The 14,013-nt window shown below is 66.4% G+C and carries 15 protein-coding genes and 1 tRNA gene; 8 read left to right on the forward strand and 8 right to left on the reverse strand.

What is annotated here, in order from left to right; translation table 11 throughout:
* Positions 1–31 precede the first annotated feature (31 nt).
* Positions 32–108: transfer RNA gene (locus F8O06_RS00815), tRNA-Arg, on the forward strand.
* 77 nt (positions 109–185) lie between these two features.
* Positions 186–704: a hypothetical protein gene (locus F8O06_RS00820; RefSeq protein WP_158037036.1), complete on the forward strand. Its 519-nt coding sequence runs from the start codon at positions 186–188 to the stop codon at positions 702–704.
* Here the strand turns inward: F8O06_RS00820 and F8O06_RS00825 are convergent.
* The 3 genes from F8O06_RS00825 to F8O06_RS00835 all read right to left on the reverse strand — a co-directional run bounded on the left by F8O06_RS00825 (position 697) and on the right by F8O06_RS00835 (position 3,771).
* Complete coding sequence (locus F8O06_RS00825; RefSeq protein WP_158037037.1) at positions 697–1,566, reverse strand: nitroreductase family protein; 870 nt, start codon at positions 1,564–1,566, stop codon at positions 697–699. The genes F8O06_RS00820 and F8O06_RS00825 overlap by 8 nt on opposite strands.
* Positions 1,567–1,606: 40 nt before the next feature.
* Positions 1,607–2,797, reverse strand: a complete 1,191-nt coding sequence (locus F8O06_RS00830; RefSeq protein ID WP_158037038.1) for a MalY/PatB family protein — start codon at positions 2,795–2,797, stop codon at positions 1,607–1,609.
* 260 nt (positions 2,798–3,057) lie between these two features.
* On the reverse strand, positions 3,058–3,771 hold the full coding sequence (locus F8O06_RS00835; protein WP_158037039.1) for a winged helix-turn-helix domain-containing protein: 714 nt from the start codon (positions 3,769–3,771) through the stop codon (positions 3,058–3,060).
* A gap of 421 nt (positions 3,772–4,192) precedes the next feature.
* Between F8O06_RS00835 and tadA the strand changes: the two genes are divergently transcribed.
* On the forward strand, positions 4,193–4,654 hold the full coding sequence (gene tadA / locus F8O06_RS00840; RefSeq protein WP_192496782.1) for a tRNA adenosine(34) deaminase TadA: 462 nt from the start codon (positions 4,193–4,195) through the stop codon (positions 4,652–4,654).
* A 112-nt stretch (positions 4,655–4,766) separates the two neighbouring features.
* Positions 4,767–5,630 carry a universal stress protein gene (locus F8O06_RS00845; protein ID WP_158037041.1) on the forward strand — a complete coding sequence of 288 codons (864 nt, stop codon included), beginning with the start codon at positions 4,767–4,769 and terminating at the stop codon, positions 5,628–5,630.
* Between the two features lie 103 nt (positions 5,631–5,733).
* Here F8O06_RS00845 and F8O06_RS00850 read toward each other — a convergent pair whose 3' ends face one another.
* The gene (locus tag F8O06_RS00850) at positions 5,734–6,636 is read right to left on the reverse strand and encodes a LysR family transcriptional regulator (RefSeq protein WP_158037042.1); all 903 of its coding nucleotides are present in this window, start codon (positions 6,634–6,636) and stop codon (positions 5,734–5,736) included.
* Positions 6,637–6,707: 71 nt separating this feature from the next.
* On the opposite strand from F8O06_RS00850, the gene F8O06_RS00855 reads away from it, so the two are divergent.
* On the forward strand, positions 6,708–8,114 hold the full coding sequence (locus tag F8O06_RS00855) for an MFS transporter (protein WP_158037043.1): 1,407 nt from the start codon (positions 6,708–6,710) through the stop codon (positions 8,112–8,114).
* Between the two features lie 41 nt (positions 8,115–8,155).
* Here F8O06_RS00855 and F8O06_RS00860 read toward each other — a convergent pair whose 3' ends face one another.
* Complete coding sequence (locus F8O06_RS00860; protein ID WP_158037044.1) at positions 8,156–9,139, reverse strand: cation diffusion facilitator family transporter; 984 nt, start codon at positions 9,137–9,139, stop codon at positions 8,156–8,158.
* 58 nt (positions 9,140–9,197) lie between these two features.
* Between F8O06_RS00860 and proC the strand changes: the two genes are divergently transcribed.
* Positions 9,198–10,133, forward strand: a complete 936-nt coding sequence (proC, locus tag F8O06_RS00865) for a pyrroline-5-carboxylate reductase (RefSeq protein WP_158037045.1) — start codon at positions 9,198–9,200, stop codon at positions 10,131–10,133.
* Positions 10,134–10,184: 51 nt separating this feature from the next.
* Here the strand turns inward: proC and F8O06_RS00870 are convergent, their stop codons facing one another.
* Both F8O06_RS00870 and F8O06_RS00875 read right to left on the reverse strand, forming a co-directional pair.
* Positions 10,185–10,853 (reverse strand): potassium channel family protein, encoded by a 669-nt coding sequence (locus F8O06_RS00870; RefSeq protein ID WP_158030343.1) that lies wholly within the window; start codon positions 10,851–10,853, stop codon positions 10,185–10,187.
* A complete protein-coding gene (locus F8O06_RS00875) occupies positions 10,846–12,297 on the reverse strand; it encodes a TrkH family potassium uptake protein (RefSeq protein WP_158037046.1) in 1,452 nt (483 codons plus the stop codon). Before F8O06_RS00875 ends, F8O06_RS00870 begins: the two co-directional genes overlap by 8 nt.
* A gap of 160 nt (positions 12,298–12,457) precedes the next feature.
* Here F8O06_RS00875 and F8O06_RS00880 point away from each other — a divergent pair, with 160 nt between their 5' ends.
* A complete protein-coding gene (locus F8O06_RS00880; RefSeq protein WP_158037047.1) occupies positions 12,458–12,961 on the forward strand; it encodes an ArsR/SmtB family transcription factor in 504 nt (167 codons plus the stop codon).
* A gap of 86 nt (positions 12,962–13,047) precedes the next feature.
* Positions 13,048–13,146: a 30S ribosomal protein bS22 gene (locus F8O06_RS00885; RefSeq protein WP_003792170.1), complete on the forward strand. Its 99-nt coding sequence runs from the start codon at positions 13,048–13,050 to the stop codon at positions 13,144–13,146.
* A gap of 119 nt (positions 13,147–13,265) precedes the next feature.
* Here the strand turns inward: F8O06_RS00885 and F8O06_RS00890 are convergent, their stop codons facing one another.
* On the reverse strand, positions 13,266–13,970 hold the full coding sequence (locus F8O06_RS00890; protein WP_158037048.1) for an HAD family hydrolase: 705 nt from the start codon (positions 13,968–13,970) through the stop codon (positions 13,266–13,268).
* Positions 13,971–14,013: the final 43 nt, after the last annotated feature.

Here is a 14,013-nt window from a genome sequence, read left to right on the forward strand (position 1 = left end):
TGTGCAGTGTGTATAGTGATTCTTCGGACATGCGCCCGTAGCTCAGCTGGATAGAGCGTCTGACTACGGATCAGAAGGCCGGGGGTTCGAATCCCTTCGGGCGCACCACCGAAAAGGCTCCGCTGCGGCGGGGCCTTTTTCATACCCGTGCGATGAACATGGACGCGAGAGAACATGAGCGCGAAGTGAACACCGAGCAGCTGAATCAGGTGCGTGCGCTGCTCACACAAGCGGTCGAGTCGCTGCGTGCGGCCGGAGCCGACGATGAGGCGCTGGCCCGTTATGTGGCGCCGCGTCGACGATGGATGTTCACCCGCCGCGCCCGTCTCGAACCCGTCTGCCGTGTCTGGCGCATCGGAACGCTCCTGGTCGACGAGGCAGGCGACGCGTGGATCGTCGGCACGACGACTCGGGCGGTCGAACCGGCGTGGCCGCGCAACACGGCGCTCGCGATCGAAGAGCGCCGACAGCTGCAGGAACTCGCCTGGAATGGCCCCTTCGAACCCGGCGACACGGTGAACTTCGAAGCTGTGCCGATCGACCTGAACAGCAGCGGGCACGGTGAGACCGAGGCGTGCCCCTTCGTCGAGGTCGACGGCGAGATCATGGTTCGGTGGGATCCCCACACGACGGGCACACGGCTGCAGCCGCTGGCAGAGTACCTGGCCGAGCAGGTTCGCCTGCGCATCGACCCGTTCAGTTAGACGGCAGTCCGAGATTGCGCAGGGCGTCACGCAGTCGTTCGCGCCCGTAGAAGTCGGCGTAGTCGGCGAAGTGCTCGGTGATGTAGCTCTCCCAGTCGAACTCGCGCCCGTAGTCGGCGAAGAAGCCGTTGATGCGCTCGGCATAGGCGTCCAGTCCGGGCAGCACGTCGGCGTCGTACTGCTCTTGATGCACGACGACCTCGGGCAGCGGGCGCGGGCGAATCTTCGCGCGGTCGGTCGGACTCGGCCACCCCAGCGTCATGCCGAAGGCGACGGCTGCGTGCGACGGCAGTGCGAGGGCGGCTGCAGTCTCTTCGGGGTGATTCCTGGCTCCGCCGATGTACGTGATGCCCAGGCCCAGAGACTCGGCTGCGACCGCGGCATTCTGTGCGGCGAGCGCGGCGTCGATGAACGCGACCAGCGTGGCCTCGAGCAGTGCGCCGCCGACGAACGGCTGTTCGGCGCGTTCGGCCAGCGCCGCAGAACGGTGCAGGTCGGCGATCCAGAACAGCAGCACAGGCGCCTTGTCGATGAAGGGCTGGTTGCCGATCAGCGGCTTCAGCTGCTCTTTGCGAGCCTCGTCGCGCACGACGATGACGCTCCACGAGTGCTGATTCGAGCTGGTGGATGCGGCCTGTGCGGCGGTGAGAATCGCGCGCAGTTCGTCGTCGGTGACGTCGCGGTCGCTGAACCTGCGCACCGACCGATGCTGCAGCTGTCGCAGAATCGTCGGGTTCACGGCGTCGAACGTCGGCGCACCGTCACCTCCGAAGCGCACGCGCAGCGCCTCGACGAGCTCGTCGCGCGTCGGCTGGTGCAGGTCGGGATTCTGACTGGTCGTTGCGTCTGCGGCTTCGCTCATGCAGTCATGCTATCTGGCTGAGCCGATGCTTGCGCATGTCTCAGCGCGACGCGGCGTTCACCGCGTCGCCGATGCGCTTGAAGATCTCGGTGAGAATCGGCAGTGGCGTGGCGAAGTTGATGCGGATGAAGTCGGCTGCGCTCGGGCCGGTGGCGGCTCCGTCGGTGACCGCGACGCCGGCCTGCTCGAGAATGAAGTCTCCGAGCGGCCGCGGCAGACCATAGTCGCGCAGATCGATCCAGGCGAGAAAGGTTCCTTCGGGGCGACGGTAGTGCGCTCGAGGCAGGTGTGTGGCCACCAGCTCGTCGACCACGCTGCGATTGCGGTCGAGATAGGCGATGAGGTCGCCGAGCCATCCGCGGCTCTCATTGTAGGCGACGGTGTTCGCGACGACTCCCAGCGGGCTTGCCGCGTCTTCGGGCCAGTAGCGCACCTGTTGCCAGATGCGCAGGTCGTCGTCGTTCGAGAAGATCACCTGGGCGGTCTTGAGGCCCGCGAGGTTCCAGGCTTTCGATGCACTGGTCACTGTGATCGTGTGAGAAGCCGCGGCCTCGTTCACCGAGGCGTAGGGCACGTGACGCCTGGGGGCATAGACCAAGGGAGCATGGATCTCGTCTGCGAACACCCTGCCACCGTGGTGTTCGACGACCTCGCTGATGGCGACGAGCTCGTCGCGTGTGTAGACGTGCCCGGTCGGGTTCTGCGGGTTGACCAGCACGAGCACCTCGCCACCTGCGCGGAAGGCCCGATCGAGCGCGTCCGGGTCGAGGCTCCCGTCGGCCTCGAGCGGCACCTGCACCGTGTCACGCTGCCAGGCCTGCTCGGGCAGAAAGAGGAAGGGCATATACGCCGGGGTCGGCAGAATCACCTTGCTGTCCGACCTGCGCGTGAAGTGCTGCAGCGTCACCTCGAGACCGCTGACCACGTCGGAGAGCCGGCCCACATGGTCGGCGTCGAGCTTCCATCCGTAGGCATCGCCGTGCCACTTCGCAGTGGCCTCCTGCAGGGCCAGCGCCTGCTGCGGCACCAGGTAACCGAAGCGGCCCTCGCGCACCCAGCGCTCGAGCGCCGCGGTGATCTCGGGCGCTGCGCCGAAGTCCGACTCGGCGATGAACGCCCCCACGGCATTCGGATAGTGTGCCCACTTGCGGCCGCCGACGGCGCGCAGTTGGTCGATCGTGATGGCGTCCCAGCTCGTTGCGAGCTCGTCGAAGGCGGATGCGTCGGTCATGTGGTTCCTCTCGGGTGCAGCGCTCGATTGGCTGCGAATTCCAGTACGGTACAGGTTCAATGATGCGCTCGACACGGTGTGAGAGGGGTCGCCGCTGTGGGATGAGCCAGCTGCCCCAGGGGAAGAGGGCAGCCGGCCCGCACTCAGAAGAGTGCTGCGCCACAGCAGGCGCTGTGCGTTTCCGCACGCCCACAGCACTTGCAGATCGTGGTGTGGGCCCCTACAAAGATACCGATCGGCGGGGCGTCAGAGCAAGCGACTCAGTCGGCTTTGACGGCCACGTCGGCGTGTCGGTCGAAGCGGTAGCCGATGCCGCGCACGGTGCGCACGATCTCTTGGTAGTCGCCCAGCTTCGCGCGCAGGCGGCGCACGTGCACGTCGATGGTGCGCTCGTTCGGCACGCCCTCGGCCTCTTCGTCCCAGAGGTCGGCGAGCAGGTCGTTGCGGTGCACGGTCTCGCCCTCATGCTCGACGAGGTGCCCGAGCAGGTGGAACTCCTTGTAGGTCAGTGCGACCTCCTGGCCGTCGACGAGCACACGCTGGCGAGAGAAGTCGATGACGACACCGCGGCGATGCGTCTGGCGTTCCTGCTGCCGTGCGCGCTGGGCCGCAGGGTCGCGCAGAGCCAGCCGCACGACATCCACATCGCGGCCGCCCGCGCCGCGCGGTGCGATCGCGAGCGTCGCGTGCGTCTTGATGTCGGGCACCAGCGCCTCGGCGGTCTCTTTGAGAGCGGCGACGAGCTGCTGCAGGCTGACGCCGCTGGCGGCTGCGCTGACCTCGTCGAAGCCGACGTAGAGTGCGAAGCCGCGAGCTTCGACGTTCTCGTCGCGGCGGGCGTGCGGATGCTGCCCGTGGTCTGTCTGACGGGAGGCCGGTCGCGTGGTGTGCGCGCTCTGGGTGTGTGCGCTGCGGGCGCCGTTGCCGGTCTGCACGTCTTCGGTGAGGCTGCGCTGATCGTATGAAGTGGTCATGAGTGAGTCCTTGGTGTCGTGAGCGATGTCTGTGTGCGGATGCTCGCGCGCTGCCGTCTGATCGGACGCGGGATGCTCCGCGGGGTGAGCGCCGGTATGGTTCGACCGGTGAGGCTGCGGAGTGTCTGACAGTGGGTCAGTGTGCGCTTCGAACCGGTCTGGCTGCTCGGAGGGGTGTCGGGTCAACGACACATTCGGGACGCTTCGGCCGCCATGCGCATCATCGAGCGGCGGCTCACTGCCACCTCGATGCGTGCTGCGCTGGTGTGGTCGAAAATGCTCATGGCGTCCAGTCTGCGATACCGAAGGGGATGAGTCAAGGCGGGTCGTCGGATGTGACGAACAATGACGATTGTGACGCTGGGGTAAGTTGGACGTGGCGCTGCACAGCCGATCCGTGAGTGAGGAACCTTTCGTGAACATGCCTGTCTCCCCCGTTTTCGAGCAGTGGATGGATGCCGCACTCGAGGAGTCGCGAGGCGCGCTCGAGACCGGAGACGTCCCGGTCGGGGCGATCATGCTCGACGCGCTCGGCAACGTCATCTCGGTGGCGCACAATGAGCGCGAGAAGCTCGAAGACCCGACCGCTCACGCCGAGGTGCTGGCGATTCGCCGTGCGGCGAGGGCGTGGAACAGCTGGCAGCTGCCGAATACGACCCTGGTCGTGACGCTTGAGCCCTGCGTGCTGTGCGCAGGTGCGATTCTCTCGGCCCGCATCCCGCGCGTCATCTTCGGCGCCTGGGACGACAAAGCGGGTGCTGCCGGGTCGGTCTACGACCTGCTGCGTGATCGACGGCTCAATCACCAGGTCGAAGTCATCGGCGGCGTGCGCGAGCAGCAGAGCACTGCGCTGCTGCAGGAGTTCTTTCAATCTCGGCGCTGATCTCCGATCGTTTATCTTTGCGACACAACCTCAATGCCGAGGCGGAAACAGGTAGCCTGAGAGTGAAGGCGGGGGCAGTTGGCTCCGCCGAACCTTGAGGAGGCAGGCCAGAATGACCAAGAAGATCGTGATCGGTGTCGACGGCTCAGAACCGGCTCGCGCAGCGCTGCGCTGGGGCGTCGGTTACGCCCAGCGCGCGAAGACCGAGGTCGAGCTGTTCTACGTGATCGACCTCACCCCGTTCTCTGACACGCCGGTGTTCGAGAGCGAGGCTCTTACTGAAGGGCAGAAGCTGCTCGATCAGGAGGTCGCATATGCGAAGTCCGTCGCACCCGATGTCACTTACACCACCAACCTCGCTCCCGGCACGCCCACTGCGGTGTTCGAAGAGGAGTCGAAGGGCGCCGAGCTGATGGTCGTCGGCACCCACAAGGGCAGCAAGCTGCCGAACGTGATCTTCGGGTCGAAGCCGATCCGCCTGGCCGCGTCTGCGCATTCGCCCGTCGCCGTCGTGCCCACCTATGATCTGGGCGAGCGCCACGGGGTCTACGTCGCTGTCGACGGCAGCCCCACGGGCAATGTCGCCCTCGAATATGCGGCTCGGGCTGCGGATTCGCTCGGCGAGACGCTGCACATCATCTCGGCATGGACGATTCCCGCCATGCCGGCCACCGATGTCGCATGGAGCGCACAGATCATCGAAGAAGTGCGCAACGAGTCGCGCGCCGTGCTGCAGGGTGCGAAAGATCTCGTATCGGGCATGCTCCCCGACCTGAAGATCGAGACGCAGCTCATCGAGGCCGAGCCGGTGCGCGGCATCGTCGAGGCCGCCAAGCATGCTGCGCTGCTCGTCGTGGGCAACCGCGGGCGCAAGGGCCTCACACGTCTTTTCCTCGGGTCTGTCAGCCACGGTGTGCTGAACAACATTCCGTCGCCGGTCATCATCGTCCGGGCCGACGAGAACCTCGAGAAGTAGGCGCTCACTCGCGTCTCAGCGTCGACTGGTAGAGGTCAGCTGAGAGAACGGGCCGCTCCACAGCTGTGGGGTGGCCCGTTCTGCGTCTGGCGTTGAGCGGTCTTCAGCTCTCTGCCGTCGAGTTGAGCGACTGGCGTGTGAGGTCGATGAAGGCGCGGGCAGCCGGAGTCAGCGAACGAGCCGTGCTCCATGCGAGTCCGATGGTGCCGTCGATGCGAGGTGTGATCGCTCTCACGGTGAGGTCGTCACCTCGATATCGCAGGATGACCGATTCCGGCACGACGGCCGTACCGAGTCTGGCGAGGGCGAGGCGCAGCAGGAGGTCGGGGTCACCTGATTCGAAGGCGATGTGCGGCCGGGCTCCGATACCTGCGAATGCCGTGTCGAGGCGATCTCGGAGCCCGGTTCCGGTGCTGGGAACGATGAGCGGCTGATCGACGAGCGCGTTCAGCGGCACTGACAGCTGTGCGGGGAGGGGGGAGCTGCAGCTGACGGCGACAAGCTGTTCACGGGCGAGTTCCAGCGTCGCAGTTTTGTCCCCGGGCAGGGCGGATCCCAGCCCGACGAGCCCGACTTCCGGGCGCGCATGGCTCAATCCGTCGAGGAGTCGGGCGCTGGTCAGCTCGCGGAGTGTGATGTCGACATCGGGGTGTTCGGCACGGAAGGCGGCAAGCAGTGCGGGCAGGTCGACGGAGGCGGAGCTGATGGTCGAGATTGTCCCGATGGTGAGGTGCCCCGTGACCAGACCGGCGACGGCAGAGACGCTCGCAGCGCCGGATTCCGCGGCATCGAGAGCGGCCTGCGCATAAGGCAGGAAGGCTTCGCCTGCGGCGGTGAGGCGGACTCCGCGTGACACTCGATCGAGCAGCGGCTGGCCGAGCTCACGTTCGAGCTGGCGCAGCTGGGCGCTGACTCCGGGCTGAGTCACATGCAGCTTTGCGGCCGCACGAGTCACATTTCCCTCGGCCGCGGTGGTCACGAAGTATCGCAGATGACGCAGCTCCATAACTGTGCATTATATCTACGAGACAATATGAGTATTGGAAGTATTCGCTGGGTGGGCCGACCATTGTCAGCATGACTGTTGGACACTCTCGCAAAGGGCTTCAAACGACCCTGATCTTCCTGGCCGTTCTCTCAACTTCCGTCGCGAGCCTGGGCACGCCGCTGCTGCCGGCGGTTCAGGAACACTACGGCGTCTCGTTGTCGGAGTCACAGTGGGCACTGACGATCACGTTGCTCGTCGGTGCAGTCGTCACGCCGGTGATCGGGAGGCTGGGGTCGGGGCCGGCGCACAGAGCCACCACAATCGGCGCGGTTGCAGGCATGACCGTCGGCTGTGTGCTCGGAGCGCTTCCAGCAGGATTCCCCGTGTTCCTGCTCGGGCGGGCGATCCAAGGGCTCGGGCTCGGGCTCGTGCCGCTGGCGCTTGCGACCGCTCGCAATGATCTTCCCGTGGAACGTCGGGCGAGGTCGATCGCCGCGATCGGCGTCACGACTGCGGCGGGCATCGGCATCGGATACCCGGTCGTGGGTGCGCTCGCCGAACTCGGGGGTGTGGCTGCGCCCTTCTGGTTCGTTGCCGCACTCAGTGCGGTCTGTCTGGTCGCGGTCATCCGTGTGCTTCCCGCCACGACGGCCGGACAGAGCCATGTGGGGCTCGTCAGCTCTGCTCTGCTTGGCACAGGACTGACCCTGACGCTGGTGGCGCTCTCTGAGGGAGCCGAGTGGGGGTGGGCATCTGCGCCGGTCATCATGCTGGCGATCGTCGCTCTGGCTCTGCTGGCGGTCTGGGCGCTCTGGGAGCTGCGCGCCGCGCATCCACTGATCGATCTGCGGATGTTCAGACGGCCGGCTGTGGCCAGTGCGAATGTCACCGTGTTCTTGGTCGCGATCGGGTTCTACCCACTGGCGCCCCTGGTGGTCCGGCTGGTGCAGGCTCCGAAGTCGACCGGCTACGGATTCGGAGCGTCGATCCTGACAGCAGGGCTGCTGCTTCTGCCGTTCTCGCTGGCGAGCTTCGCGGCCTCACACCTCGTGCCCATGTTGACCAGACATCTCTCGTACGAGATCATCGTCGCGCTGGGCTGCCTGTTCCCGCTGTCATCGTATGTGGTCTTTCTCTTCGCGCGCTCCACGTATCCGGAGCTGATCATCGCAATGGCGCTCAACGGACTCGGCGTCGGACTCGTCTACGCGATCAATCCGCTGCAGATCGCCGATGGGGTTCCGCCTGCAGAGACCAGCAGCGCGATGAGCACATATCAGCTGAACCGCAGTGTCGCGTATGCCGTGGGCAGTGCGCTCAGCGCCACTTTTCTCATCATGGCGACGGCGAATGGGGAGAGCTTCGCGCAGCCCTCCGGCTATGACGGCTCGGCAGAGTTCAGCATCGCCGTGCTGGCGCTGGCCTTCGTGGCCAGCGTGGCGTTCGCGCTGAGCGCTCGTCGACGGCGCCGAACCGCTTCAGTTGCGTCTCGGTGAGACGGATGAAACCTGCCGAAAGACCCCGGAACGGCTGGGCACTATGCAGCCGTGCGCAGGACGTCGGGCTCGATGAAGATCGTCGTGGCGATCGGCACCTGTGCGCGAATGCGCCCCTCGATCGCATCGATGGCCTGAGCCAGCTCGCGCGCCGACTCCGTCGGAGGCACCGCGACCTTCATCGCGACGAGCAGCGCATCGGGCCCGAGGTAGAGCGTGCGCAGATGAATGATCTGATCGACATCGTCACCGGCCAGCACGGCGGTGCGAATGCGGTTCAGGTCGGCGTCGGTCGCGCCTTCGCCGATGAGCAGGCTGCGGGTCTCGGCACCGAGCACGAGCGCCACCACGATGAGCAGGACGCCGATGGCGATCGTTCCCACGCCGTCCCAGACGCCGTTGCCGGTGAGCACAGTGAGCCCGACGCCGAACAGGGCGAGAACCAGCCCGGTCAGAGCGGCGGTGTCCTCCAGGATGACCACGGGCAGCTCCGGGGCCTTCGCACGCCGGACGAACTCCAAGACGCTGCTGTCGCCGCGTGCGGCCTTCGACTCGCGTAGTGCGGTGCGCAGCGAGAGTGACTCCAAGACGATCGACACCACGAGCACCGCGATCGGCAGCCACCAGTTGTCGAGCGGATGCGGATGCATGATCTTCTCGAAGCCCTCATAGACGGCGAAGAGACCGCCGAGGCTGAACAGCACGATCGACACCACGAATGCGGCGACATAGCGTTCGCGCCCGAAGCCGAACGGATGCTCAGGCGTGGGCTCGCGGCGCGCCTTACGCCCGCCGACGAGCAGCAGCAGCTGGTTGCCAGTGTCAGCTAGGGAATGCACTGACTCGGCGAGCATCGAGCTGGACATCGAGATCAGGTAGGCGACGAACTTCGTGACGGCGATGCCCAAGTTGGCCAGCAGCGCTGCGATGATCGCGCCGGTGCCCTCCTGCCGTGGCTCGGGTGTGTTGGCAGGAGTGGGTGTGCTGGCAGGAGCGGGTGTCGCTGCTGACGCGTTCGTTGTCATCCTTTCAGAATACTCGTCGCGCTGCGGTGCGGGTCCGCACGCTACTACACTGACCACCATGACTGAGAGCGCATCTGAGAACCTGCATCCGACATCCGCTGTCGCAGCTGACGCCGGCTCGCCGTCGGCGGCTGCACCGAACTCGTTTCCTGCGATCGCCTTTCTCGGCGTCGGCTCGATGAACGGCGCGATTCTGCACGGCCTGATCGCCTCGGGCATCCCCGTGGCCGACGGAGCCGACGACGGCATCCGTGCGACCAATCGCTCTGCGGCGAAGGCCGACGCCCTGGCCAGCGAGTACAGCGGCCGCGTGCATGCGCTCAGCGGCGAACGCGAGGCCGACGCCAACTCGGCGGCGGTGCGCGGGGCGGGCATCGTCGTGCTGGGCGTGAAGCCGTATCAGGTCTCAGAGGTGCTGCGTGATATTCGCGGCGATCTCGCGCCGGGGGCGATCGTGGTGAGCGTTGCCGCGGGCGTGACCATCGCCTCCATGGTCGGCGCGCTGCCTTCGGGCACGCCGGTCTTTCGCGCCATGCCGAACACCCCGGCCCGAGTGGGCGCTGGGGTGACGGGGCTGGCCGCCGGGCCCGGCGCCACCGAAGAACAGCGGATGCTGGTGAAGTCGCTGTTTGAGACGGTGGGTGCGGTGCTCGAGATTCCCGAGTCGCGCATCGACGACCTGGCAGCGGTGTCGGGGTCTGGGCCGGCCTACCTGTTCGCGTTCGTCGAGCAGTTCGAGCAGGCGGCACAGAACATCGGCTTCACCGCCGACGAGGCCAGGCTGCTCGCCGATCAGACTGTGATCGGTGCCGCACGTCTGCTCGACGAGAGCGGGCAGACCGCCGAACAGCTGCGCATCGCGGTGACCAGCCCGGGCGGCACGACGCAGGAGGCGCTCGCAGTGATCTCGCGGGGCGGTCAGGTCGAGAACCTCACCGAGGCGCTGCATGCGGCGATCGATCGGGCGCAGGAGATGGCGGCTGAGAACGCCTGACGCCCGCCGAGGCTCGTGCCTGGAGCCGGGCCGAGCTGTGTGGGGTCGGGCTCAGCGGTCGAGGTTGGCGAAGCGCTCGATGTCTGCGACGCGGCCTGAGACGATCACCAGGTCGTGATTCGTGATCACGGTGTTCTCGGTCGCATAGGTGAACTCTTTGCCCGGTGACTTCACGCCGACGACGGTCACATGGTACTTCGACCGCACGATCGAGCGCCCCAGCGGCTTGTCGCGGATGATCTTCGGGGGGTACAGCTTCACGATCGCGAAGTCGTCGTCGAACTGGATGAAGTCGAGGAGTCGGCCGCTGACCAGATGCGCGACGCGATTGCCCGCCTGCGCCTCGGGGTAGACGACGTGGTTGGCGCCGATGCGCGCGAGGATCTTGCCGTGCGACTGCGTCGACGCCTTGGCCCAGATCTGCGGCACCTTCAGGTCGACGAGGTTCGCGGTGATCAGCACGCTCGCCTCGAGCGTGCCGACGGCGACCACAACGATCTGAAAGTGCCCGATGCCGATCTGCTTGAGCGCCTCGGGGTTGCGGGCGTCGGCCTCGACGGTGTGCGTGACGCGCTCCGACCACTTCTGCACCAGAGACGGGTTCGTGTCGACCGCCAAGACCTCGCGATCGAGTCGGTTGAGCTGACCGGCGGTGGCGGCTCCGAACCGCCCCAGACCGATCACGGCCACTGGTGCGTCGACGGCGATTCTCTCAACCAACGATCGGCCTCTCTTCTGGGTGCTTGTACAGCTGGCGACGCGATGAAGACGCGATCGCCGCCGCCAACGTCACTGTACCAACACGGCCGGCCCACATCGTCGCAGAGAGCACCACGATCGCGGGGGTGGGCAGCTCTTGGGTCACGCCGGTGGAGAGACCGCAGGTCGCGAACGCCGAGATGACGTCGAAGAGCACGTCGGCCAGCGGCCGATCGGTGAACGGCAGAATCGCGATGGTCGAGGCCAGGACGATCGTCGTGCCCCAGAGCACGATGCTCACGGCGACGCGCAGCACGTCGTTGGGGATGCGGCGGTCGAAGGCCTGGATCTCGCCCTGACCGCGCGCCTCGGCCAGGGCCGCGAGCAGCAGCACGGCGACGGTGGTCACCTTGATGCCGCCGGCCGTTGAGGCCGAGCCGCCGCCGATGAACATGAAGAGCTGACTCATCAGCAGGCTGGAGTCGTTCAGCTCGGCCGGGTCGAAGAGTGCGAAGCCGCCCGAGCGGGTCATGGTGGTGTAGAACAGCGCTTCGAAGGGTCGACTCCATGCGACGCTGTCGCCGAACGTCTCAGGGTTGTTCCACTCTGAGAGCGAGAACGCCAGCGTGCCGAGCAGCGCCATGGCCGCCGTGGCGACCAGGGTGAGCCGCACGTGCAGGCTCCAGTGCGGGTGACGGGTGCTGCGCTTCAGCACAGCCCGAAGGTTGCGCATGATGGTGTACACGACCGGGTATCCCAGCGAGCCGGCGAACACGCCGAACACCAGCATCCCCATCAGCCACGAATTCGACTCGTGAGCGGCCAGACCCTCGGGAAAGGGCGTGTACCCCACGTTGTTGAACGCGCTCACCGAGAGATAGACGCTGTCATAGACCGCCGTGCCGAACGAGGCGCCGCCGATGAGCAGATTCGGCAGGATGCCGACGAACAGCACGAACTCGACGATCAGCGATGTGAAGAGCACGGTGGTGAGCAGCCCGCCGACCTCGCCGAGACGGATGGCCTGACCCTCGCTGACCGGGCCGGCGTGCGTGCGCAGCGGGTTGGTGTCGCTCGCCGCGATGAGCCGCTGGCGCAGGCTGAGGCGCCGCGTGACCACCATGCCGAGCATCGAGGCCATCGTCAGCACACCGATGCCGCCGATCTGTGCGCCGATCAGGATCACCGCATTGCCGAACGGCGACCAGTGCGTGGCCATGTCGACGACCGCGAGCCCGGTGACGCAGACGGTGCTCGTCGCCGTGAAGAGCGACTCGTGCAGAGGAGTCCACGTGCCGTTCGCGCTGGCCATCGGCGTGCTGAGCACGAGTGTGACGATGAAGATGATCGAGGTGAACGCCAGAATCGCGAAACGCGAGGGAGAGCGCCCCGCATAGGTCTTGAGACGGTCGGTCAGGCGACGCAGACGTGTCTGCCCCGCACCGATGCCGACTTCAGCGGCCATTTCTGCTCCCGTGGTTCGTGATCGGCCGCACTTCGCCGATGCCCTCAAGCCTATCTCTCATGCTGGGGTGCGTGCCTCCTGCACGGTCGGCGGTGCTGCCGCGTCGGGTCTTCGCGCAGACCGGTGTCGCAAGCGCGGCCGATTGGCTAGCCTAGAGGGCATGAGCTCGGTATTCGAAGCCGTCAGCGAGCAGACTCGTCGACGCATCCTCCAAGCCCTCCACGATGCGGGAGCGGAGCTGAGCGTCTCCGAGCTGGTCGACCAGCTCGAGGTCAGCCAGCCGACGGTCTCGAAACACCTCAGAGTGCTGCGCGACCACGACCTCGTCGAGGTGCGCGAAGACGGCCAGCGGCGGCTGTACCGCATCAATGTCACAGCGCTCGATCCGGTGCGCGAGTGGATCGACGAGTTCTACCCCGAACCCGAGCCCACGGGCCTGGCCACGGTGACCGTCGGGGCGACCGGCGGCAGCGAGGGGGCATCCCCATGCCCGACCGACGGCGCACAGTTCAAAGACGACGACCCGCTGGCCGCGCGTCTCGGCACACCAGAGCACCCGATCGAACGCGGGGTGGCGCAGACGCTCGGTCAGGTCGCCGCAGCGGTCGCGCGGCCGTTCATCGCCGGTGCGCGGCGGGTCGGCCGGGCGTTCGGCCGCCGCTGAGGTAGTGCCGGCGTGCAGCTGCTGGTAGAATAACCGGGTTGAGCAAAAGGTCGGCACCCGACCAGAACATTCAGTGAGGTTTCCCTATGGGTTCAGTGATCAAGAAGCGCCGCAAGAGGATGGCTAAGAAGAAGCATCGTAAGCTTCTGCGCAAGACGCGCCACCAGCGTCGCAACAAGAAGTAGGTCGCAGGGTTCGCGAACGGTCTTCGACCGCGCGAACGCGTGTTGACCAGGGCGTCAGGATTCCTTCCTGGCGCCCTTCTTCGTGCCCTGTTCGTGTGCGTCGGGGTGTGCGTGCCCGGTCAGGCGTCAGGGCGCTGGCGTCGGGTGAAGCGGCGGATGCTCCATCCGTTCTGCAGAGCCAGCGTGCGCAGCTGCGCATCTGGGTTCACCGCGACCGGATGCCCGACCAGCTCGAGCAGGGCGCGGTCGTTGATCGAGTCGGTGTAGGCATACGAGTCGGCGAGGTCGTAGCCGTGGGCCTCGGCAAGTGCGCGCACGGCGACCGCTTTCTGCCCGCCGTGACGCACCGGGCCGGCGAAGCGTCCGGTGAGCTCGCCCGTCGGCGTGAGCTCGAGCTGCGAGGCGATGGCGCCGGTGCAGCCGAGGCGTTCGGCGATGTAGTCGGCGATGAGCGAGGGGGATGCCGTGGCGATCCAGACGTCGCGACCTGCCGCCCGGTGGCGTGCGATCAGGCCGGGAATCTGCGGCCAGATGCGCTTGGCGATGTAGCGGCCGTAGATCGACGGCATGAGCGCACGCAGGTCGTCGAGACGGTGCCCTGCGGCGATGCCCAGCGCGCGATCCTGGATGTCGGTGAGCTTGCCGGTGTTCTCGCCGCGGTGCGAGAAGCGAAACTGCTGCCAGGCGAACGACCAGATGTCGCGATAGCGGATGACACCCTGCTTGACGGCACCCTGCCCGAAGTGGAAGACAGCGGAGCCGCGCACGATGGTGTTGTCGAGGTCGAAGACGGCGATCTCGGCAGAAGGGGAGGCGGATGACATCACCGCATATCCTACCTGCCCGCGCCGAGATGAGACGTGTCGG

This window comes from Pseudoclavibacter sp. CFCC 14310 (genome assembly GCF_008831165.1).
Lineage (GTDB): Bacteria > Actinomycetota > Actinomycetes > Actinomycetales > Microbacteriaceae > Pseudoclavibacter_A.